Raw genomic sequence first — 20,441 nt, 5'->3', positions numbered from 1 at the left:
AGACTGCTTAACCCAAAGCAACCTGGTTCCTCACATTTTATTTATTTCAATTGTCTACTTGACACGGTACGTATCAATCTGCAGGGCTTTTGTCATACTTTGATTACTAAAGAACTTAGCCTTCTAGCTCACTCAAATACTCATAGCGTTCATATTTTTCAAGCAAGCTTTCATTAGTGGCATCCAAGTCACGTTGAAGGCTGGCTAGCTGTCCATAATCGCTTGCATTTTCGAGCATGGCTGCTTCAATCTCTTCGATTTTAGCTTCAAGCTCGGCAATTTCATCTTCAATAGTCGCCCACTCTTGTTTTTCAAAGTAACTCATGCGTTTTTTGTCTTCTTTGACTTTTTCAACCTTAACGCTAGCTTGTGCTTTTTCCTTTTCAAGAAGGGCCGATTGCTCTTGTAAGAAGGCTTTTTCATCAAGGTAGTCCGTATAATTGCCAAAGAACTCACGCACGCCGCCATCTTCAAAGGCTAGAATCTTGTTTGCTACCTTGTCCAAGAAATAGCGGTCGTGACTTACGGTAACGACAGGGCCACCAAAACCATTAAGGAAGTTTTCCAAAACCGTCAAAGTTGCAATGTCCAGGTCGTTTGTCGGCTCATCCAAGAGCAGAACATTGGGCTTTTCAATCAAAATCTTAAGTAGATAAAGACGTTTCTTTTCCCCACCAGAGAGCTTAGCAATCTGTGTTCCATGGCTAGAACGAGGAAAAAGGAACTGCTCCAAGAGCTCGGTGATACTGGTTGTTCCAACTGTTGTCTTGACTTCATCCGCCACTTCTTGCAAGTAGTTAATGACACGCTTGCTCTCATCCATGTCCTTAATTTGCTGTGAGAAATAACCAATACGTACCGTCTCACCAATATCCAGGACACCAGCTGTAGGCACAAGATCACCATTAATGAGATTGAGCAAGGTCGATTTCCCGACACCGTTATCACCAACAATACCGATACGATCACGATTTTGCATGATAAGGTTGAAATCACTGAGAATTTGCTTGCCAGCTTCATAAGCAAAATCGACATGCTTGAAGTTAACCACCTTCTTACCAATACGGCTAGTCTCAAAGTTAATTTCAAGATCGTCATTATTGATCGTTTGGTGAACCTCACCCTTTAGATCCTTAAAACGATTGATACGAGCTTGTTGTTTGGTCGCACGAGCTTGTGGTTGCGTTCGCATCCAGGCCAACTCCTGCTTATAGAGTTGCTTTTTTTTGTGTAGAGCTGCTGCATCACGCTCATCTTGTTCAGCCTTGAGTCGCACGTAATCCTGGTAATTCCCTTGGTACTCAATCAGATTAGCCTGGTCTAGCTCAAAGATGCGTGTTGCCACATTATCTAAGAAATAACGGTCGTGGGTAATGAAAAGCACGGTTTTTTTAGAAGACTTAAGAAAATTAGTCAACCAAGCAATGGTATCAATATCCAAATGGTTGGTTGGTTCGTCCAAAAGCAAAAGATCAGCATCATTCAAGAGAACCTGAGCCAACTGAACACGACGTCGAAGACCCCCTGAGAGGTCACCAACCTTTTGCGAGAGGTCTGAAAGACCCAGCTTAGACAAGACTGTCTTAACCTCACTTTCAATAGACCAAGCATCCAGACTATCCATCTCAGCCATAACCTTCTCCAAGCGAGCCTGATTATCCTCAGAATAATCCGACATAAGCGTTTCATACTCACGAATCAAGGCCATCTCACGAAGGTCCGATGACAAGACCGTATCAAGAACTGTCTTGCTATCATCAAATTCTGGCTCCTGAGTCAAATAAGCTATCTTGTAGCCATTAGCCTTGGTGAAAGGTGACACATCACCATCAAAGCCAATACGCTCAGACACAACATCTAACAAGGTTGTCTTACCTGTCCCATTGACACCAATAATCCCAATACGATCCAAATCATGGATAATGAATGAAATCTCTTTAAAAACCGTCTTATCTCCAACGGACTTGGTTAATTTTTCAACAATAAAATCTGACATCTTACCTCCTTTTTACAAATAACACCGCTACGGATCTTACGCATGCTCTGTAGCGGTGTGTCATTTTTATAACGTCTAAAGGTTCACTTCATAGCTTGAACAAAGGCTATAATGGCTTCCTTGTCATTAGCTAGATTTCCATTAACAATAGTATTTTCAATAGCTTTGAGTGTACGACCAAGGTCCGGTCCAGGTTTGAAACCCAGATCCTTCATCAGCATACCGCCATTTACAACAATTTCGTGCTTATCATGGATGAGCAACTGACCATCCAACTCAGCAATACGCTCATAATCGACTGTCAAGCCCTGAGCTTGTCTCAAACCTTCAGCTTCCTCTAGGAGTTCCTTACCATAGTGATAAACATCTTGTTTGGTCACAGCTCTCTCCATACGGAATTTGAAAATCTCAACCAGAGATTGTACTGTCTTCTGGAAATTCACAGAGGTCTTCCATTTTTTAAGGAAAGAGCGTGGATTGTCATGCTTGAGAGCCAAAAGCGTTGCTGCCCAGGCCTGCTCAGAACTTGTAAATCTAAATCCCTCAGCATAATCTGCCACAAAAGACTGCCATTTCTCAGCTGTCTCTTGAAAATCTGGAAGGTACTGATAAGCCTTAGTCTCTAGAAGAGCCTTGATTCCTTTCTTCCAATGTGGGGCCAAAAGTAGCTTATCAAACTCGATGAAACTTCGCTCAATCGAAATCTTTTCCAAAAGCGGAGCATGGCTGGTCATCGCCTCAAAAGTCTTTTCTTCGATATCAAAGTCTAAACTTGCTGCAAAACGTAACCCACGCATGATGCGAAGGGCATCCTCGTTAAAGCGTTCCTCAGCCTTACCAACAGCCCTCAAAACACGGTTGTCCAAGTCAGCAAGACCATTGAACTTATCGATAACCTCAGCATTTTCATTAAGAGCAAAAGCATTGACTGTAAAATCACGACGCTTAAGATCCTCTTCCAATGAACGCACAAAGGACACACTAGACGGACGACGGTAATCTACATAGACATCCTCTGTTCGGAAGGTCGTCACCTCATATTCACCGCCATTTTCCAAAACCAAGACCGTCCCATGCTCAATACCAATGTCTACCGTACGCTCGAAAATCTGCTTGGTTTCCTCAGGGTAAGAAGACGATGCAATGTCCACGTCATGGATGGGACGATTGAGAAGAACATCACGAACAGATCCTCCAACAAAGTAAGCCTCAAATCCAGCCGCCTTAATTTTCTCTAATATTGGTAAAGCCTCCTGAAACTCAGAAGGCAAATAACTTAATCTCATAGTAAATGTTCCAAACCATAAACAAGCTGGTCACGTTTAACCACTTCTTTAATCCCAAGATTAACACCACCCATAAAGGAAATACGGTCGTAAGAGTCGTGACGCAAGGTCAAGCCTTCTCCTTGGGCACCAAAGATGACCTCTTGGTGAGCCACAAGACCTGGCAAACGCACACTGTGAATACGGAAGCCATCAAACTCTGCACCACGTGCTCCGGCAAGTGTTTCCACCTCATCTTCAGCTCCTTGACGTTTAGGTTCACGAACTTCACGAATAAGTTCAGCCGTTTTCACTGCTGTACCTGAAGGGGCATCCTTCTTCTTATCGTGGTGAAGCTCAATGATTTCAAGGTCTGGGAAGTATTTACTTGCTTCTGCTGCAAACTTCATCAAAAGGATGGCACCAATAGCAAAGTTTGGAGCAATCAAGCCACCAATTGACTTGTCTTTAGAAAGGGCTGTCAAGTCCTGAATCTGTGCTTCTGTAAATCCTGTCGTACCCACAACTGGTGCAAAACCATTTTCCAAAGCAAAATGGGTATTTTCATAGGCAACAGCTGGCATGGTGAAATCCACCCAGACATCTGCGTCAAAGCCAACCAAATCCGCCTTATCCGTGAAGACAGGAACACCGTCCACTTCTTTTTCTGTCGCAAATGGGTCAAGCAAGGCAGCCAAGGTCAATTCATCATCTCCCTTGACCATATCAACCGCAGTTGAACCCATTCTTCCTTTAAATCCAGCAACAATAACTTTAATAGACATATCATTTTTCCTCTCTATTGATCATAGTCGTAGACAATCCCCATTCAAAATGGATTGTTCTTTATTTGGTGAACTTAGGTGTCAAGCCTAGAACTAACGCTCCCTCTCCCAAATGGGTAGCAATCACGGCACAGAGGGACACCACTGTTGAAACCTTAACACCTTGGGCTTCAAGCTGTTCTTTAAAATCCTCTGCCTTTTCAGGAACATTGGTATGCAAAATGCTGAGCTCCATGTTTTGATTGTCCTCAGCTAGGGCAACCAAACGCTTCACAGCTTTCTTCTCTGTACGCACCTTTTCAAAAACAACGATTTTTCCTTCATCATTAAAATTCAAAATAGGTTTGATAGACAAAAGATTTCCTAAAATCGCCGAACCATTCGACAAACGTCCTCCCTTAACCAAATGGTTAAGGTCATCCACGAGAATATAAGCTGTTGTTTGTGCAATTTGCTCATCTAGTTTCTTCAAGATATTGTCAAAAGACATCTCTTGAGCTGACCAATGCAAAACGTTTCTCACCATGGCACCCATAGGAGTTGCCGTTATTTTAGTATCAGGAAAAGCAATTTTCAACTTGGCATGATCTTCAATCAAAAATTGACTGTTGGCCCAAAAACCAGAAATGCCTGAAGAAAGGAAAAGCCCAATGACATGGGTGTAACCTTTATCCTCTAACTCCATCAGTAGGTTATCCAAATCAGCCAGATTAGGTTGCGACGTCTTGAGCAGTTCTTCTGAGTTCGCCATTTGCTCATAAAACTGTTTCAAGTCCAAGTTTTTTCCTTCAACAAAAGGCTGACCCTCAATGATGACCGGAATATCTAAAATATATACATCAGCATGTCCCTGAATATCAGCAGGGAGATTAACCGACGAATCCGTAATAACTGCAAGAGACATCTTAGAACTCCAAGTTGATACCTGGGCGATCCAAGGCAATCTCAGTGACTTCATAAGTCAAACGTTGAAGCGTATCCAACAAAGGGGCTGCCAAAGCCTCAGCTTCTTCTTGTGAAAAGTCTTTAGGTTCATTGACGATACGGTTTTGAATATGATCCATTTGAGAGACAATACCTGAGATAACAAACTCATCACGGACAATCATAAATTGCAAAACAGCAACAACCGACGTGTTGTTAGCTTCTTCATCTTTATTGTGCAACTGGAAAGTTACCTCAACATTAGTTTTAGGAACACCATTTTCTTTTTCCCACTCATGGTTACGAACATCATAGTGGTAACGGTTAACGAATACTTTTTCGCGAATTAAATCCATTAGTCATTATTCTCCTTGATACAATTACTCTTTATTATAGCATAAATATGGTTTTTGATGGAAATATTATTGACAGAAAAATGAGTATTTTAATGAGTTTTTAACACTATAATTCGGGAGTAACTGACAAATGAAAATAAAGACGAGAGTAGGGCAAAACTTGAATGAACGAGTAAAGAACTAAAAGAGGGCCCTCTCAACAATAAGAGAACCCTTTAAACAAGCACTAACATTCCTTTAATGAACGTTTCTGTTGTCCATTTTCGTCAAAATTATCAGGAGCTAACCAGTTCTCAAAGCGCTCTTTTAGTGCAGGCCACTCACTGTCAATAATAGAGAACCAGTCCGTATCACGGCTACGTCCCTTATAGATAGCATGGTTACGGAAACGCCCTTCGAAGGTGAAACCTAGTCGCTGTGCTGCATTGGCGGAAGGACGGTTGAGACTGTCACATTTCCATTCATAGCGACGGTAGTATAGCACGTCAAAAACATAGGTCATCACTAAATATTGGGCTTCGGTAGCTGCTCGCGTTTTTTGTAAGGCTGGAGCCAAAATGACCCGTCCCATCTCTACACTCCGATTTTTAGGCGTAATGGCCATGAGTGAGAAAGTGCCCAGAACCTTTCCTGAGGCCTTATCCCTAATGGCAAAGAAATAAGGATTAGAAGACTGCTCATAGTCTTCCAAACACTGGCGTACTGCTTCTTCAGATTCAAAAGGATCCGCATACATATAGGTCCAGTCAGAAAGAATCCGATTGGTAAAGTAAAAGTCAAGAATATCCTCGTAGTGTTCTGCTACTGTCAAATGTTCAACACTACAATAGCGACCGTCCAAGAGAGTGATGTCCGGCATCTTCCCAGGTCTGGCATCCGCTAAGCTTGGTCCGACTTCTTGTTGGTACTGATTCAAAGGCATAGTCATCTTCCTTTCATAAATAAGAAAAGCCTACACAAAAGTGCAGACTTTAGCTGAATTATTTAGCAACTGGGTATACAGATACTTGTTTTTTGTCGCGACCTTTACGTTCGAAACGTACAACACCTTCAACTTTAGCGAAGAGTGTATCGTCACCACCACGGCCTACGTTTACACCTGGATAGATGTGTGTACCGCGTTGACGGTAAAGGATTGATCCACCTGTTACAGTTTGACCATCAGCAGCTTTGGCACCAAGACGTTTAGCTTCTGAATCACGGCCATTGGAAGTAGAACCCCCACCTTTTTTGTGGGCGAAAAGTTGCAAGTTTTCAAGAGTTTTCAACATAAGATTGTGTCCTTTCTTAGTGATTAGTCGTCAGCTTACGCGTTGATAGCGTTGATAACAACTTTTGTATAAGGTTGACGGTGACCTTGTTTACGGTGGCTACCTTTTTTAGGTTTGTATTTGAAAGTAACAACTTTCTTTTGTTTACCTTGTTTTTCGATAGTTCCGACAACAGTAGCTCCTTCAACAACTGGAGTACCTACTACAGTTTTATCACCACCGACAAGAACAACTTCGTTAAAAGTTACTTCTGATCCAGCTTCAGCGTTGATTTTTTCAACGTAGATCGCTTGACCTACTTCAACTTTAACTTGTTTTCCACCAGTTTTGATGATTGCGTATGTGCTCATGATGCACCTCCTATTAAAATATTAATGTGTCTGAGGTTTCCCTCTGTGAAGACTCGCCTAGTACTGCGGGGACGAACCCACTTGCAAACAGTAGTCGTGCGGTTGCACAGGACGTGCATTTAGTCAACGTTTCAATTCTATCATTTTTTTACTCTAATAGCAAGAGAAAAAGTTTTTTGATTAGTCTTATTCTGTCGATTTAAGTTAAACACCTAATACGCCATCTAATCCACTCTGACACCATGCTTGCCTAAAAAGGTCTTAGCCAAAGCGTTCTCCAAAGCTACTAGGGAAAGCGTCTTATCGGTTGTTAAAATCTGATAACGCTCAGTCCCTTCAAAATAGAAATGATTCAAAGCTTGATAGCCATTTTTTTCGTAAAATGCTAGACGTTTTAGACGTTGAGCTCGATTAGAAACATTAGGATCATCCATGGGCTCAATCGTGAGAACACATGGGCAAACACCTGCTTCTTTCTTAACTTGTGCCAAAATCTGACTACCGTATCCCTGAGACTGTTTACTTTCTTCAACCGCAAGAAAGAGTAAGTATACTAGGCTGTCAGTATAGATGGTATAGGTTAAGCCAATAAAAGTTTGCTTATCATAATAAGCCAGAAATTCCTGCCCTTTTTTCAAGCCATTCCAAGATAATTGCCAGAGGGGAAGACGCTCACAAGCAGGAAAAGCCGCTTCATAAAGCGAAGCGACCTGTCTAAACGTTGGTGTAAAAGGGTAAACCTTACGAACCCGAACTGCCATGACCCTAACCAATGACCTTTTGATAATCTTCTGGTGTCGCCACACGAGCATGCTCACGTTGACGGTCAAGAAGATGTCTAAAAAACTCATGGTTGCCCAAGGCTTCATGAAGGGTTTGCTTGAAGTGACCGGCATCCATCGGTGAAAAGATATTGCTTGGCGCTGTATACTCTGAACCATGACTAGTGTTCGTAAAGGCAAGGATAAGCATATTATTTTCGAAAGCAGCACGGGTCGCTGACAAGATTTCATTTTGATGGTTAATATCCAAGTAGAAATCAGCTTCTTGATAAAGGCGTTTAACCTGTTCTGTTGTAATGTTAGGATAAAGACTAACATTGCTATATTTAGCCAAATCCATCAAGCGACTTGACATCTCTGTAATAGCCCCGACATGATAGTGCATGGTAGGTACTTCACTAACAATACTTTCCAGATGTTCAACCTGATCGGAATTGGTCAAGATAAGTGCATGGTTTTGGAAATGATTTTGACGTGCAAATGGATACATGAAGCCAAGGAAAGCTACATGAGAAGCCTGCTGGGGACTAATCAATTTTAGCAAATTCGTGTAGGCTGTGTAATCCTGAACAACAATCTTGGTTTGACGGTGATTGCTATCAAGGAGCAAACGCATATTGCCAGGAACTGTGTCTGTAATTGGCTCTTGCCAGAAAAGCACATCTTGGCCAGAATTTGGAAGGTTCATCGTTGTCAAGAAAGGCGTTGACAGTGAGTTATAAAGGATACGACTTAAATCATAACCCGCCTCTTGGAGATAGAAGACTACAAATTCCGACTTGTTTTTGAAAATGTAGACTTTTTCCTTCCAATTCAAGATAACATCCTTGGTCAAATGGTTAACAACGATAACTTCCTTGTTGTCTGGCGTGAAATAACTAGTGATAGTCGCTTCTTGTTTAACATTGTACGTTGTCTGAGAAAAACGATATCCCTTGTTATTATAGCGGTCAGTCACGCGCAAGCGGCCTGACTCATCATACCAGTCCACAGCATTTACCAAACGTTGATGTTCAGGATGCGCATAATGAATATGTCCACGTTTTTTATCAAAACGGAAAATTTCTGCATTACTATTGGTCCCTAAAATTTCCCAGTAATCTGGCACGGGCACTTGATTAAAGTAAAGAGCAGATCCCTGAACCTTATCAAAACCAGTGAAATAAAGGTAGGGCGAGGTTACATCACTAGGTAGAAAGCCATCATCCGAAAGGCAAACCGTTGTATTGGCATAGCCAGCAACGATTAAGGAGTAATGGAGATCCCAACTACCCTGACTATAACTTTCAAATAAATTAATCATGACTAGTCATCTCCTTTACTAAGTTAAGCCACTTCTGCTCAATTTCCTCTGTCAAAAAGCCTTTAGCGATATCATAAGAAACTTGATGAACATGGTCCAAATCTGTGCGGTTAAAGAAGGCTACAATTTTCTCTGCCAAAGCCGATACAATGGCAGGTTCATCATCTTTTTCGAAACGAGGAATGAGGTAACCATTTTCATTATCTTTAATAAAGGTTTGGTTCCCATAGCGCACGTCAAATCCAATCATACCAAGACCTGAACCAACAGCTTCTAAAAGAGTCAAGCCAAAGCCTTCACTCTTAGAACCTGACAGGTAAAGCTCGTAGTCCTTGTAGACTTCTGTTAATTCCTGATGCCCTTTGAGGTGGATGTAATCCTGAGCTTGATTTTCCTCAATAATAGCCTTAAGTTTAGCCTCCTCAGCCCCTGTACCAAAGATATCAAAATTAACTTGTGGCAAGCTCTCCTTAGCCTTAACAACAGCCTTAGCCAACCAGTCCACATGTTTTTCATTGGCCAAACGTGAAGCGGTAATGATAGAGAATGGTTTACGATTGCCATCAGGTTTTCTCAGTTTATCCACACTTCCCACAGGGATGGTTACGATATGAGGCCTAAATGGTGTGTACTTGTTGAACTGATCTAGCATGATATCACGTTGACGATTTGTCGCCGTGATAAAGAAATCGACCTTGTCCGCATTACTAAATTGATACTCGTAATAATTATTCCAAAGAATGGTCTTGTCTGTTACCGCATTCTCACTAAAGTGTTCCGCATGGACCACTACCCCAAGTTTGGCAGGTTTGGCATTACGGAAAACGGCTTGCCCTGTACCAGTTGCACGGTCCAAGATGACAATATCTTTGTCCGTGAGGCCAAGTTGAGACATAAAATAAGCGATAAACTCGTGCTTAGAAGACAAAATCTTATCTGAAAAACGGAAGATACTATCCTTTCCATCAACGATTTCGTCATAGGCAACACTACCATCTTCATTGAAGAAACGGCGTTGGTAAAGATGAGCCTTGTTGTCCACTGGTGTGTAATACTCTGTGAACATCTTGGTATAAGAGTAAAAATCTTTACGAATCAAGCAACCACGAGAAACCTTTTCCACACGGTGAACAATCTCTTCACCCTCTTTACGCAAGTATGCCGCATAAAAAATGTCCTCTTTAGCACAAAAGAGCTTCACTACCTTACCATTAATTTCACGACGTGTAATATCATAAGGAATTTCATTTTCCAAATCCTTGACGGTATAAGTCGTTGGGGCAATCTTAAGGTCTGTAAAATAGCTATAGAGCCAGATGACATCTTCGTCCGCAAAACCCATGTTACGGGTCAAATCAGACAGGTTGTCCTGCAAGAACATATCCATAAAGACAAACTTAGCCTTGATACCAGTGTTTTTAAAAATGGTAGAACGGTAGGCCTGAGCATATTCGACACCACTTGACGCCCAACCAATTCCTAAATTGATGTTATAAACAGTCATGTATTTTCCTTTCTAGGTAAAATGCAACATCGATATTATTTCTTTATTTGATACAGCTGATGCTAATAAAATCTAAGCAGTCACTATATACTTTGGGACTAGAGCAAGTCATCAATAAGTGTGTCTACTTCGTCTTGTGCCTCTTCGATAGGTGTGATTTCAGTCACCATAATTCCTGCAACCGCCCGTTCAACTAGGCCTTCAACATCCATACGACGCTCATATTGTTCAACGTTTTTGATTTTGGGATTGGTCTTTGGACGGTCCGGTGCAAAGATGGTACAGCAATCTTCGAAAGGTTGAATAGAAATGTCGAAGGTATCAATTTTTTGTGCCAAATCAATGATTTCCAACTTATCCATAGTCACAACTGGGCGAATCACTGGCGTACAGGTGACAGCATTAATGGCCTGCATAGACTCCATAGTCTGACTGGCAACCTGACCAAGACTTTCTCCATTGATAATTACAAGACCACGTCGTTCCTCACGAATGCGGTCAGTAATACGCATCATAAAACGACGAGTCAAAGTCATCAAATAAGCCTCTGGTGCTTTTTCCTTGATTTCCTCTTGAATTTCAGTAAAGGGTACTTCAATGAACTGGATATTGCCACCAAACTTAGTCAACTTACGGGTCAAATCTTGAGCCTTTTTCAGTGCACCAGGACTGGTGTATGGAGGACTTGCAAAATGGACAGCCTCAATATCCACACCACGTTTAAGGGCTAGATAACCTGCAACAGGCGAATCAATCCCACCTGAAAGCATGAGCATGCCTTTCCCAGCTGTCCCTACAGGTAATCCACCTGCACCCTTAATTTCCTCATGAGAAATATAGGCAGCCTCCGCACGAATCTCTACCTTAAGATTAACATCTGGACCCTTCATTTGTGCTTTAATATCAGGCAATACATCAAATACAGCATTTCCTAAAGTAAGGTTGAGCTCACGACTGTCGAGAACAAAGTCGTGGTCACTACGTTTAGCCGTCACCTTAAAGGTAAGTCCATCATGATAAAGCCCAGTCATAATGTCTTGAACAGCTTTTTTCAATACTTCGACATTTTTTTCACATTTGTAAACAGGACTAAAGGCCTGAATCCCGAAAATCTGTTTCAAAGACTCTGCGACTGGTTCGTAGTCTGTGCCATTTAGATAGATGTGTCCACGGTCACGGTCAAAAGTCACTTTCACTTCTGGATAGATGGATAGGACATCCTTGATATTATTTTTAAGTTTATTGATGAAACGCATGCGGTTTTTGCCCTTGGTTGACAATTCCCCGTAGCGCACCATAATTTCTGAATACGTTAGTGTCATTCCTTTTCCTTTTGAACTTGAATTTAGTTTTATTTAATCGTTTTATCTCACTTTTTGTGTCTTAGCGTAGACCTGCTTGAAAATCGTGAGAAATTGTTCAACCTGTCCCATATCATTGTCATCATCGAGACTGATACGAACGGCAGTTTGGGCCAACTTACTTGGTACACCCATAGAAATGAGGGTTCCTGCTGGCTTACCGGCTTTTGAGGAGCAGGCTGATGTCGTTGAAATATAGATTTGATGTTCCTCAAAAGCATGGACAACAACTTCACCACGAACTCCCTTGATGCCAAAGGTCAAAATATTGGGAGCAAAGTTATCACCTTCACCTGAGAAGAGAGTAATGTCCTCATACTTCGACAATTCGTCAAAGATAACTTTTTTCATCTTGGCAATTTTAGGCAGAGACAAGGCCTCTTTATCAGTGACTAAGCGCAAGGCCTTAGCCATACTTGCAATCCCGGCAACATTTTCAGTCGTTGAACGAAGGTCTTTTTCTTGACCTCCACCTGTTAAGAGAGGCGTAATCTTTTTGCCAGCTTTTTTGTAGACAAAACCGACACCACGAACGGCATGGAACTTATGACCAGAAAAGGTCGCAAAGTCTACACGGTCAGTTAAATAAGACGATACAGGAACTTTACCAATAGCCTGAACAGCATCCACATGGAAAGAAATCGTTGGCTCATTAGCTAGAAGATCTGAAATCGCTTGAATGGGTTGGATAGATCCAATTTCATTATTAACAGCCATCACTGAAACCAAGATGGTATCAGGGCGTAACAGTTGAGCAAGAGCTTCTACATCCACGAACCCTTGAGCATTAACTGGCGCATAGGACACTTGAAAACCATGCTCAGAAAGCCATTTGGCAGACTCTTTGACAGCAGGATGCTCAATGTCAGATACGATGACATGTTTACCGTAGGGTTCTTTTTCAAAAGCTACGCCCTTGATGACCCAGTTGTCTCCTTCGGTTCCACCAGACGTAAAGAAAATCTCATCGGCTGATTTTCCAATGAGGTCCGCAACTTGCTTACGAGAAGCCTCCAAAATACGTGTCGCAGATGTTCCTAATTGGTGCAAGCTAGAAGGATTCCCAAAAATTTTCGTTGCCGCTTCTTGATAGGTTCTAAGAGCCTCTGGATAGGGCATGGTTGTGGCTGAATTATCAAAATAAATCATGTTTTTTCCTCGATTAATAGTTACTCCCTATTATAGCATAATTTTTTTAGCATTTTTTGCGAGAAAATCATATAATAGAGAGTACGAAATAATTTTTAAGGAGAGCATCATGTCTGAAAATTACTCACGCCGTAACCATACGTCCAATGAAGAAAGCAAATCTTCCCCTAAAGTGACTGAACACGTTTCTAAAGGCTTCACTGCCTTCCAAAAAGTCCTTACTGCTGTCGGGACCATTTTGTCAATCATCGTAGCGTCTATCACTATTATGAATTTCACATCTTCTAATAAAGATAAGGATACATCTGATTCTTCAGCAAATCAATCAACTGTAGTCATTAAAGAAGGTAACAATAAGACCCAAGATTCAAGCGCTGCCTCATCTAGCTATGGTAATGCGACTGACTCAGAAACAGAAACAAGCAGCCAAGCTGGTAATAACACTTATTCTTCATCAGCAGATACAACAACTGGTGGAAATACAACTACTTCTTCATCAGCAGCCACTGCAGACACAACTACTGGCAATGCGACAACTGGTGGTGCAACAACTGGTGGCGCTGCTTCCAACTAAGACATTTGAAAGGCTAGGAGTTTCCTGCCTTTTTCTATAATCCTATGAACTATACAGAAACCATAAATTTCATTCACTCTTTTAAGGGTAATGGTCGTCGTCCCAAGCTTGAGCGTATGTGCTGGCTTTTGGAGCAAACTGGAAATCCTCAAATGCACTATCCAACAGTCCATATCGTCGGAACCAACGGTAAGGGATCAACAACCAGTTACTTACAACATATCCTAAGTAAGGCAGGCTATCAAGTCGGAACCTTTACTTCTCCTTACATTACTCGATTTAACGAGCGTATTAGTATTAATGGCACAGAGATTCCTGATAAGGACCTGATTGCTATTGTTGAGAAAGCTCAAATTTTTCTCAATAATTTAGAACATAACACTGATTTTGACCGACCAACGGAATTTGAGTTGGTCACCCTACTCATGTTTCTCTACTTTGATTTGAAACAGGTTGATATTGCTATCATCGAAGCCGGAATTGGTGGACGTCTTGATTCGACCAATGTGCTTTCACCAGAGCTTGTCATCTGTACTTCGATTGGCTTTGACCACACTGAAACTCTAGGGAATAGTCTTGCGGAAATTGCTGAGCATAAAGCTGGTGTCATGCAAAAAAATACCCCTACCTTACTAGGTCGTGTTCCTGAAGAAGTTGAACAGCTCTTTAGACAAAAATCACATGAATGTAAGGCTCCTTTGGCTGTTATTGATAGGGAAATCCAGCTCATTCATGCATCCAATCAAGCTCTTCAAGTTTCTTATGGTAAGTGGCAGAGTTCAAAACTTAAGCTCTCCATGCTAGGACAGCATCAAGAAAATAATGCTGGTTTAGCCGTCACTGCTGCCCATCTATTGACTCAAATATTTCCTAAGATTACCGATAAGAGTATCCAAGAAGGCATCGAAGAGACGCATTGGCCTGGTCGCAGTGAGTGGATTGGAAATAACATTTACCTAGATGGCGCCCATAATCCTCAAGGTATTGCCAGTTTAAAACAGGTACTAAAAGATAACTTCGCCAATCGTAAGGTCCACATCCTCTTTGCAGGACTTAGGCGGAAGCCTCTAGCAGACTTACTAGAGGAGCTGAAAGCTTATGATATAACGGTAACTAGCTTTGACTTTTTTGAAGCACTGCCCTTGGATGACTATCCTCAACACTTCAAACAGGCGACCGACTATAAAGACTGGTTAATCCAAGCTGATTCAGCGAGTCCTGATGATTTATTTGTCATTACTGGGTCCCTTTACTTTATCTCAGAAGTCAGAAATTATTTGATTAACGAAAAAAAGGCCTAATGCCTTTTTTTATTTAGACAAGTTATTTGCTACACACAAAGTGTGGGCTGCTATTTGAGCACAAAGAAAAGCCTGAAACTCTTGGTATTCAGACCTCACTTATTTATCTCATTGTCACAAATTCTTCTGAACCGATTGGATGAATGGTTTCCATAGCCAAAAAGGCTATGGAAATTCGCAAGGGACTTCCTTGCGATCACTTTCAATTGAGGCCATTCAGACATAAAGAAAAGCCTGAAACTCTCGGTATTCAGACCTCACTTATTTATCTCATTGTCACAAATTCTTCTGAACCGGTTGGATGAATGGCAACCGTATTATCAAAATCAGCCTTAGTTGCTCCCATCTTAATAGCCACAGAGAAGCCTTGAATCATCTCGTCGACACCGTAGCCAATGCCATGAAGACCGATGATTTTTTCATTCTCACCAAGTGTTACTAATTTCATAGTTGACGGCTGACGATTGTTTGCAAGAGCTGTATACATTGGAGTGAAACTAGATTTATAGACCTTGATATTCTCCGCACCATATTTAGCGATTGCTTTTTCCTCAGTCAAACCAACAGAACCAATGACTGGGTGGCTAAAGACCACAGTAGCAACATCTGTATAATCAAGCTTAGCATCAGCTTTATTGTTGAAGAGTCGCTCTGACAATTGACGTCCCGCCTTGATTGCAACTGGCGTCAAATCTAGTTTACCAGTCACATCACCAAGGGCATAGATACCAGGAACTGATGTATTTTCAAAGGCGTCTGAATAAATGTTACCTCGTTCAGTCAACTCAACGCCCGTCTTTTCAAGACCAAAACCAGAGGTATTTGCTGCACGTCCGATAGCCCAGATAAGGCAATCAACAGTTACTGTTTCTCCATTGTCAAAGCTAATGGTCAAAGAATCGTCAGCATTTTTCACTACTTCTGTAGCATTAGCATGCGTGTGAAGGGTCGGACCTGATTTAGCCATCTCATCGACTAAGACATCAATAATATCCTTGTCAAAGGTACGTAATGGGCGATCCTTACGCACAAAGAGATGCGTATCACTGCCAAGAGCATTGAGAACACCAGCAACCTCAACGGCGATATAGCCACCACCGATAACAGCTGTACGTTTTGGTACCTCATCTAACTCAAAGAAACCATCTGAAGTAATCCCATATTCACTACCTGGAATATTTGGATAAAGGGCATGTCCACCTGTTGCAATAAGGATATGTGGCGCTGTATAACGCTCCCCAGCTACTTCAACTGTATGAGAATCAACAAATTTTGCATACTCGTAGACACGTTCAACGCCATTACTATCAAAACCACGCTCATAAGAACCATGGATACGGTCGATATAAGCTTGACGATTGGCCTTAAGGGTCGCAAAATCAAACTTATTAAGCGTCACATCAAAGCCATATTCGCCCGCATAGCGGTGAAGAGTCTCAGCAACCTGAGCACCATACCACATGACCTTTTTAGGTACACAGCCCACATTGACGCAGGTACCGCCGACCTCTTTTCCTTCAAAGAGAATAACCTTAGCGCCGTGCATAGCAGCACGATTAGCACTAGCAATCCCGCCAGAGCCACCACCGATGACAATATAATCGTATTCTTTTACCATAATTTACCTCTTATATTTCTTTATGGAGCATATAAGCTTCTAGATAAGCCTTGTAAGCCATTTCTGATTTTACTTTATCATAAATTAAATATCCTGACAAAAATCCGCTACGACACAAAAAAACAACCCCGTACTCAACGAGATTGTTTAATCATATCTTATTTATCAAGTGGTTTGCGGAGGAATCCGAAAAGGATACCTGATACCACAGCACCAATCAAGATGAAGAGAAGGTAGAGAAAGGCATTTGAAGTGAGGGCAATAACGAAGATACCTCCGTGTGGTGCCATCAATTTGATTCCTGCCATACCTACGAGAGCACCTGTAAGAGCTGAACCGACGATAAAGCTTGGGATAGCGCGTGCTGGGTCAGCTGCACCAAATGGGATTGCACCTTCAGTGATGAATGAAAGTCCCATAACGATGTTTGTCAAACCAGAATCACGTTCTTCTTGTGAGAATTTATCTTTGAACAATACGGTTGCTACAAAGACTGCCAAAGGAGGAACCATACCAGCTGCCATAACTGCTGCCATAACAACTGAACCACCTGAAGTTACGGTTTCAGCAAGAGTACCTGTAGCAAAAACATAAGCAGCTTTGTTGACTGGTCCACCCATGTCTACCGCCATCATACCACCGACAAGAAGACCAAGGAGTACTGCTGAGCTTCCTGACAAGCTTGACAAGAAGTTATTAAGTCCAGTATTGATTGCTGCCATTGGGATATTCACTGCTAGCATGGCAAATCCTGTGAGGGCCACTCCAAGGAGAGGCATCAATAAGATTGATTTTGCACCTTCGAGTGCACGTGGAACCTTAATGTATTTTTTCAACAAAAGTACAATTCCACCAGCTAAGAAACCACCTACCAATGCTCCAAGAAATCCTGATGACACTTGATGAGAAGAAATCTTATCAACTGCTTCTTTCGCTGCATTTTCATCTAAACCTGCAACTTTTGCATAGACTACAATATTTCCATAAGCAAGACCTGCTTTCGCAATAGCCCCAGCTGCAAAACCGGCAATCAAACCTGGTTTCTCAGCAATTGAATAGGCAATATATCCTGCAAGAATAGGCAACATGAAACTGAAAGCAATATCACCAATTGATTTAAAGAGAGCTGGAAGTTCATTGTAACTACCCAAATGTGACAATTGATCTTTAGGAACACCCATGATTTGGTCAAGCAAGAAGGCAAGGGCAATCATGATACCACCACCAATAACGAATGGAAGCATTTGTGATACCCCACTCATCAAGTGTTTGTAGAAGGCACCACCAAGGCTCAATTTCTCACTTGATTCTTGAGCAGCTCCAGCATTTTCAGCATGGAAGACTTCAGCTTTACCATCCAAGATGTTTTGGATTAATTCTTGAGGTTGACGAATACCCGCAGCAACCGGTTTAGAAATCAATTTCTTACCGTCAAAACGTGCTGTTTCAACTGCCTTGTCCGCTGCTACGATAACACCTACAGCCTTACTGATTTCTTCAGCAGTCAATGGTGTTCCAACACCTGAAGCACCGTTAGTTTCAACACGAACATTGACTCCCATTTCTTCACCAGTTTTAATCAGTGATTCTTCAGCCATGTAAGTGTGCGCAATACCAGTTGTACAAGCTGTTACAGCTACGATAAGTGGTTTATCGCTTGAAGCTGCTTCTTTAACAGCTTGTGCTTTCTTAGCTTCCTCAGCTTGTGCTTCTTCTTCGCCAGTATTAAAAGCAGCAATCACTTCATCTGGAGAAGTCACCTTACGCAAACGATCTGCAAAACCATCTTGCATAAGGTATTTTGACAACTCAGCAAGGGCTGCCAAGTGAGTGTCATTTGCTCCCTCTGGAGCAGCAATCATAAAGAAGAGGTCTGTCGGTTGACCATCAAGTGATTCGTAATCTACACCTTTATTAGATTTAGCAAAAAGTACTGTTGCTTCTTTGACTGCAGCATTTTTACTGTGTGGCATAGCGATTCCATCACCCAAACCAGTTGATGTTTGTGCTTCACGAGCCATGATACCTGCTTTGAAAACATCAAAGTCGGTCACAACACCATTGTCAACCAGACTGTTAATCATTTCATCGATAGCAGCTTCTTTTGTAGTTGCTTGAAGATCAAGCAACATGACTTTTTTGTTCAGTAAGTCCTGAATTTTCATAGTTTTTCTACCTCTACTTTATTGTATGTTTCTTTAATAAATTCAATTGTCGCTAAGTCATCTGAGAAGGCTGTAGATGTTCCACACGCCACTCCCCACTTGAGCGCCTCAATTGGGTCCCCTGATTTGACAAACTCACCAGTGAAACCAGCAACCATTGAGTCACCCGCACCAACAGAGTTTTTAACTGTCCCCTTAATTGGTTTGGCAAAGTAAGCAGCCTCTGGTGTAACAAGGAGTGCCCCATCACCAGCCATTGAGATGATAACATTCTGCGCCCCCTTAGCCAGGATTTCACATGCATATTTTTCAACATCAGAAATACCATTAAGTTTGACATTGAAAATAGCTTCAAGCTCATGATTATTTGGTTTAACCAAGAGTGGTTGGTGAGCTAATGAATCAAGAAGCGTTTGTCCTTCAAAGTCACAAACCACCTGAGCACCAGTTTCACGAACCAGTGGAATCAATTTGTTATAGACCTTGTTTCCAAGATTGCTTGGTGCAGAACCAGCAAAGACAACCACATCATCTGCAGTGATACTTGAAAGGATTGCCTCCAATTCAGCCAACTGTTCTTCTGTGATAACTGGACCTGTTCCATTAATTTCAGTTTCTTGATCGGCCTTAATTTTAACGTTGATACGTGTATCTTGGTCGACGGCTACAAACTTAGTTTTAATACCTTCAGCATCCAAACCATCTGTTACAAAACGGCCTGTAAAACCACCGATGAAGCCCGTAGCGGTATTATCAATGCCTAAACGTTGTAGAATACGACTAACGTTAATCCCCTTACCACCAGCGAATTTATCATCACTGTCCATACGGTTAACTTCACCAATCTCTACCTTATCGATACGAACAATGAAGTCAATAGATGGATTCAGCGTTACAGTATAAATCATACTTCAATAACCCTCGTTTTCTCTTTTAATTCTTTCAGGAGCTCTTCTTCCGAAGCATTTGTGATTATAGTGACCTTCTCAACCTCCGCTACCTTTGCATAGGTAATCTGACCAAGTTTCGAAGCATCGGCTAGAACGTAGGCTTTTCGTGCATTAGCAATCACTGTCCGTTTAATGACTGCCTCCTCCATGTCGGGTGTTGTAAAATAATTGGCATCAACACCATTAGCGCCAATAAAGGCACAGTCAAAATTCAGTTGTCTGATTTGCTCCTGAGCAGTGCTCCCTATGGAAGCATCTGTAGAGTGCTTAACCTTCCCACCAATAATTCTGGTGCTAATACCAAAATCTACCAGCTTAACTGCATGATGGATAGAATTAGTCACAACCGTCACCTGACGATTGAGCAAATGAGGAATCAACAGTTCATTCGTTGTACTAGCCTCAAGGAAAACGACATCACCTTCCTTAATTAAATCAGCAGCATAGCTAGCTAATTGTGACTTTTCTTGAACATTTCTGATGGCTTTCTGACTGTTGGCAATTTCTTCCTTCAGACCTCGAAGGCTTTCAGCGCCACCATGAACACGTTTCAGTTGACCATCTGCCGCTAACTCATCCAAATCACGACGAATCGTTGACTCAGAAGTATCACTTAATAAAACGGTCAAATTTTCTAAAGTGACAAAACCATCTTGTTTCAATTGAGACAAGATAATCTGCTTACGTTCAGACTTTATCATAATCTCTCCTTCTGCAATCGTTTACATGTTCTATTATACAAAATTTTTAATACTTGTCAACAAAAACGGTCAAAAAAATCCAAAAT

19 protein-coding genes and 1 other annotated feature are annotated in these 20,441 nt (G+C 41.7%); of the genes, 2 read left to right on the top strand and 17 right to left on the bottom strand.

Going from position 1 to position 20,441, the window contains the following annotated elements:
- Positions 1–115: 115 nt before the first annotated feature.
- From QRD39_RS09570 to QRD39_RS09510, 13 genes are all read right to left on the bottom strand, one after another.
- Positions 116–1,996 carry an ABC-F family ATP-binding cassette domain-containing protein gene (locus QRD39_RS09570; RefSeq protein ID WP_285956349.1) on the bottom strand — a complete coding sequence of 627 codons (1,881 nt, stop codon included), beginning with the start codon at positions 1,994–1,996 and terminating at the stop codon, positions 116–118.
- A gap of 83 nt (positions 1,997–2,079) precedes the next feature.
- Positions 2,080–3,282 carry a CCA tRNA nucleotidyltransferase gene (locus QRD39_RS09565; RefSeq protein WP_285956348.1) on the bottom strand — a complete coding sequence of 401 codons (1,203 nt, stop codon included), beginning with the start codon at positions 3,280–3,282 and terminating at the stop codon, positions 2,080–2,082.
- Positions 3,279–4,046, bottom strand: coding sequence for a 4-hydroxy-tetrahydrodipicolinate reductase (gene dapB, locus QRD39_RS09560; RefSeq protein WP_004183981.1), 768 nt, complete (start codon positions 4,044–4,046; stop codon positions 3,279–3,281). Before dapB ends, QRD39_RS09565 begins: the two co-directional genes overlap by 4 nt.
- A gap of 61 nt (positions 4,047–4,107) precedes the next feature.
- On the bottom strand, positions 4,108–4,950 hold the full coding sequence (locus QRD39_RS09555) for a DegV family protein (protein WP_285956347.1): 843 nt from the start codon (positions 4,948–4,950) through the stop codon (positions 4,108–4,110).
- A gap of 1 nt (position 4,951) precedes the next feature.
- Positions 4,952–5,326 (bottom strand): DUF1149 family protein, encoded by a 375-nt coding sequence (locus QRD39_RS09550; protein ID WP_002885550.1) that lies wholly within the window; start codon positions 5,324–5,326, stop codon positions 4,952–4,954.
- A 226-nt stretch (positions 5,327–5,552) separates the two neighbouring features.
- Positions 5,553–6,248 carry a GNAT family N-acetyltransferase gene (locus tag QRD39_RS09545; protein ID WP_285956346.1) on the bottom strand — a complete coding sequence of 232 codons (696 nt, stop codon included), beginning with the start codon at positions 6,246–6,248 and terminating at the stop codon, positions 5,553–5,555.
- A 58-nt stretch (positions 6,249–6,306) separates the two neighbouring features.
- Positions 6,307–6,597, bottom strand: a complete 291-nt coding sequence (gene rpmA / locus QRD39_RS09540; RefSeq protein WP_004183988.1) for a 50S ribosomal protein L27 — start codon at positions 6,595–6,597, stop codon at positions 6,307–6,309.
- Between the two features lie 35 nt (positions 6,598–6,632).
- Positions 6,633–6,947, bottom strand: coding sequence for a 50S ribosomal protein L21 (rplU, locus tag QRD39_RS09535; RefSeq protein ID WP_002885597.1), 315 nt, complete (start codon positions 6,945–6,947; stop codon positions 6,633–6,635).
- Positions 6,948–6,986: 39 nt separating this feature from the next.
- Positions 6,987–7,061, bottom strand: a sequence feature (ribosomal protein L21 leader region).
- A gap of 110 nt (positions 7,062–7,171) precedes the next feature.
- Entirely contained in the window at positions 7,172–7,708 is a 537-nt protein-coding gene (locus QRD39_RS09530; RefSeq protein WP_285956345.1) for a GNAT family N-acetyltransferase, read from the bottom strand.
- Positions 7,709–7,712: 4 nt separating this feature from the next.
- The gene (gtfB, locus tag QRD39_RS09525) at positions 7,713–9,032 is read right to left on the bottom strand and encodes an accessory Sec system glycosylation chaperone GtfB (RefSeq protein ID WP_004183992.1); all 1,320 of its coding nucleotides are present in this window, start codon (positions 9,030–9,032) and stop codon (positions 7,713–7,715) included.
- The gene (gene gtfA, locus QRD39_RS09520; protein WP_285956344.1) at positions 9,025–10,536 is read right to left on the bottom strand and encodes an accessory Sec system glycosyltransferase GtfA; all 1,512 of its coding nucleotides are present in this window, start codon (positions 10,534–10,536) and stop codon (positions 9,025–9,027) included. Before gtfA ends, gtfB begins: the two co-directional genes overlap by 8 nt.
- Before the next feature lie 98 nt (positions 10,537–10,634).
- The gene (gene thiI / locus QRD39_RS09515) at positions 10,635–11,858 is read right to left on the bottom strand and encodes a tRNA uracil 4-sulfurtransferase ThiI (RefSeq protein WP_285956343.1); all 1,224 of its coding nucleotides are present in this window, start codon (positions 11,856–11,858) and stop codon (positions 10,635–10,637) included.
- 42 nt (positions 11,859–11,900) lie between these two features.
- Positions 11,901–13,046 (bottom strand): cysteine desulfurase family protein, encoded by a 1,146-nt coding sequence (locus QRD39_RS09510; RefSeq protein WP_285956342.1) that lies wholly within the window; start codon positions 13,044–13,046, stop codon positions 11,901–11,903.
- A gap of 109 nt (positions 13,047–13,155) precedes the next feature.
- Here QRD39_RS09510 and QRD39_RS09505 point away from each other — a divergent pair, with 109 nt between their 5' ends.
- A complete protein-coding gene (locus QRD39_RS09505; RefSeq protein ID WP_004183998.1) occupies positions 13,156–13,620 on the top strand; it encodes a DUF6556 family protein in 465 nt (154 codons plus the stop codon).
- 44 nt (positions 13,621–13,664) lie between these two features.
- The gene (locus tag QRD39_RS09500; RefSeq protein WP_285956341.1) at positions 13,665–14,921 is read left to right on the top strand and encodes a bifunctional folylpolyglutamate synthase/dihydrofolate synthase; all 1,257 of its coding nucleotides are present in this window, start codon (positions 13,665–13,667) and stop codon (positions 14,919–14,921) included.
- A gap of 265 nt (positions 14,922–15,186) precedes the next feature.
- Here the strand turns inward: QRD39_RS09500 and gorA are convergent, their stop codons facing one another.
- The 4 genes from gorA to QRD39_RS09480 all read right to left on the bottom strand — a co-directional run bounded on the left by gorA (position 15,187) and on the right by QRD39_RS09480 (position 20,355).
- On the bottom strand, positions 15,187–16,539 hold the full coding sequence (gene gorA, locus QRD39_RS09495) for a glutathione-disulfide reductase (protein WP_285956340.1): 1,353 nt from the start codon (positions 16,537–16,539) through the stop codon (positions 15,187–15,189).
- A gap of 158 nt (positions 16,540–16,697) precedes the next feature.
- Positions 16,698–18,704 carry a PTS fructose transporter subunit IIABC gene (locus QRD39_RS09490; RefSeq protein WP_285956339.1) on the bottom strand — a complete coding sequence of 669 codons (2,007 nt, stop codon included), beginning with the start codon at positions 18,702–18,704 and terminating at the stop codon, positions 16,698–16,700.
- Positions 18,701–19,612 carry a 1-phosphofructokinase gene (gene pfkB / locus QRD39_RS09485; RefSeq protein ID WP_285956338.1) on the bottom strand — a complete coding sequence of 304 codons (912 nt, stop codon included), beginning with the start codon at positions 19,610–19,612 and terminating at the stop codon, positions 18,701–18,703. The genes QRD39_RS09490 and pfkB overlap by 4 nt, the downstream gene beginning before the upstream one ends.
- A complete protein-coding gene (locus QRD39_RS09480) occupies positions 19,609–20,355 on the bottom strand; it encodes a DeoR/GlpR family DNA-binding transcription regulator (protein ID WP_008533859.1) in 747 nt (248 codons plus the stop codon). The genes pfkB and QRD39_RS09480 overlap by 4 nt, the downstream gene beginning before the upstream one ends.
- Positions 20,356–20,441: the final 86 nt, after the last annotated feature.

This window comes from Streptococcus raffinosi, assembly GCF_030284685.1.
Taxonomy (GTDB): domain Bacteria; phylum Bacillota; class Bacilli; order Lactobacillales; family Streptococcaceae; genus Streptococcus; species Streptococcus raffinosi.
The sequence above is the reverse complement of the archived record's forward strand: the minus strand, read 5'-3'. Positions and strand labels throughout refer to the sequence as shown.

Coding starts and splice junctions, on each gene's coding strand:
- QRD39_RS09570 (WP_285956349.1), bottom strand. CDS start 1,996: ATGTCAGATTTTATTGTTGAAAAATTAACCAAGTCCGTTGGAGATAAG.
- QRD39_RS09565 (WP_285956348.1), bottom strand. CDS start 3,282: ATGAGATTAAGTTATTTGCCTTCTGAGTTTCAGGAGGCTTTACCAATA.
- dapB (WP_004183981.1), bottom strand. CDS start 4,046: ATGTCTATTAAAGTTATTGTTGCTGGATTTAAAGGAAGAATGGGTTCA.
- QRD39_RS09555 (WP_285956347.1), bottom strand. CDS start 4,950: ATGTCTCTTGCAGTTATTACGGATTCGTCGGTTAATCTCCCTGCTGAT.
- QRD39_RS09550 (WP_002885550.1), bottom strand. CDS start 5,326: ATGGATTTAATTCGCGAAAAAGTATTCGTTAACCGTTACCACTATGAT.
- QRD39_RS09545 (WP_285956346.1), bottom strand. CDS start 6,248: ATGCCTTTGAATCAGTACCAACAAGAAGTCGGACCAAGCTTAGCGGAT.
- rpmA (WP_004183988.1), bottom strand. CDS start 6,597: ATGTTGAAAACTCTTGAAAACTTGCAACTTTTCGCCCACAAAAAAGGT.
- rplU (WP_002885597.1), bottom strand. CDS start 6,947: ATGAGCACATACGCAATCATCAAAACTGGTGGAAAACAAGTTAAAGTT.
- QRD39_RS09530 (WP_285956345.1), bottom strand. CDS start 7,708: ATGGCAGTTCGGGTTCGTAAGGTTTACCCTTTTACACCAACGTTTAGA.
- gtfB (WP_004183992.1), bottom strand. CDS start 9,032: ATGATTAATTTATTTGAAAGTTATAGTCAGGGTAGTTGGGATCTCCAT.
- gtfA (WP_285956344.1), bottom strand. CDS start 10,536: ATGACTGTTTATAACATCAATTTAGGAATTGGTTGGGCGTCAAGTGGT.
- thiI (WP_285956343.1), bottom strand. CDS start 11,858: ATGACACTAACGTATTCAGAAATTATGGTGCGCTACGGGGAATTGTCA.
- QRD39_RS09510 (WP_285956342.1), bottom strand. CDS start 13,046: ATGATTTATTTTGATAATTCAGCCACAACCATGCCCTATCCAGAGGCT.
- QRD39_RS09505 (WP_004183998.1), top strand. CDS start 13,156: ATGTCTGAAAATTACTCACGCCGTAACCATACGTCCAATGAAGAAAGC.
- QRD39_RS09500 (WP_285956341.1), top strand. CDS start 13,665: ATGAACTATACAGAAACCATAAATTTCATTCACTCTTTTAAGGGTAAT.
- gorA (WP_285956340.1), bottom strand. CDS start 16,539: ATGGTAAAAGAATACGATTATATTGTCATCGGTGGTGGCTCTGGCGGG.
- QRD39_RS09490 (WP_285956339.1), bottom strand. CDS start 18,704: ATGAAAATTCAGGACTTACTGAACAAAAAAGTCATGTTGCTTGATCTT.
- pfkB (WP_285956338.1), bottom strand. CDS start 19,612: ATGATTTATACTGTAACGCTGAATCCATCTATTGACTTCATTGTTCGT.
- QRD39_RS09480 (WP_008533859.1), bottom strand. CDS start 20,355: ATGATAAAGTCTGAACGTAAGCAGATTATCTTGTCTCAATTGAAACAA.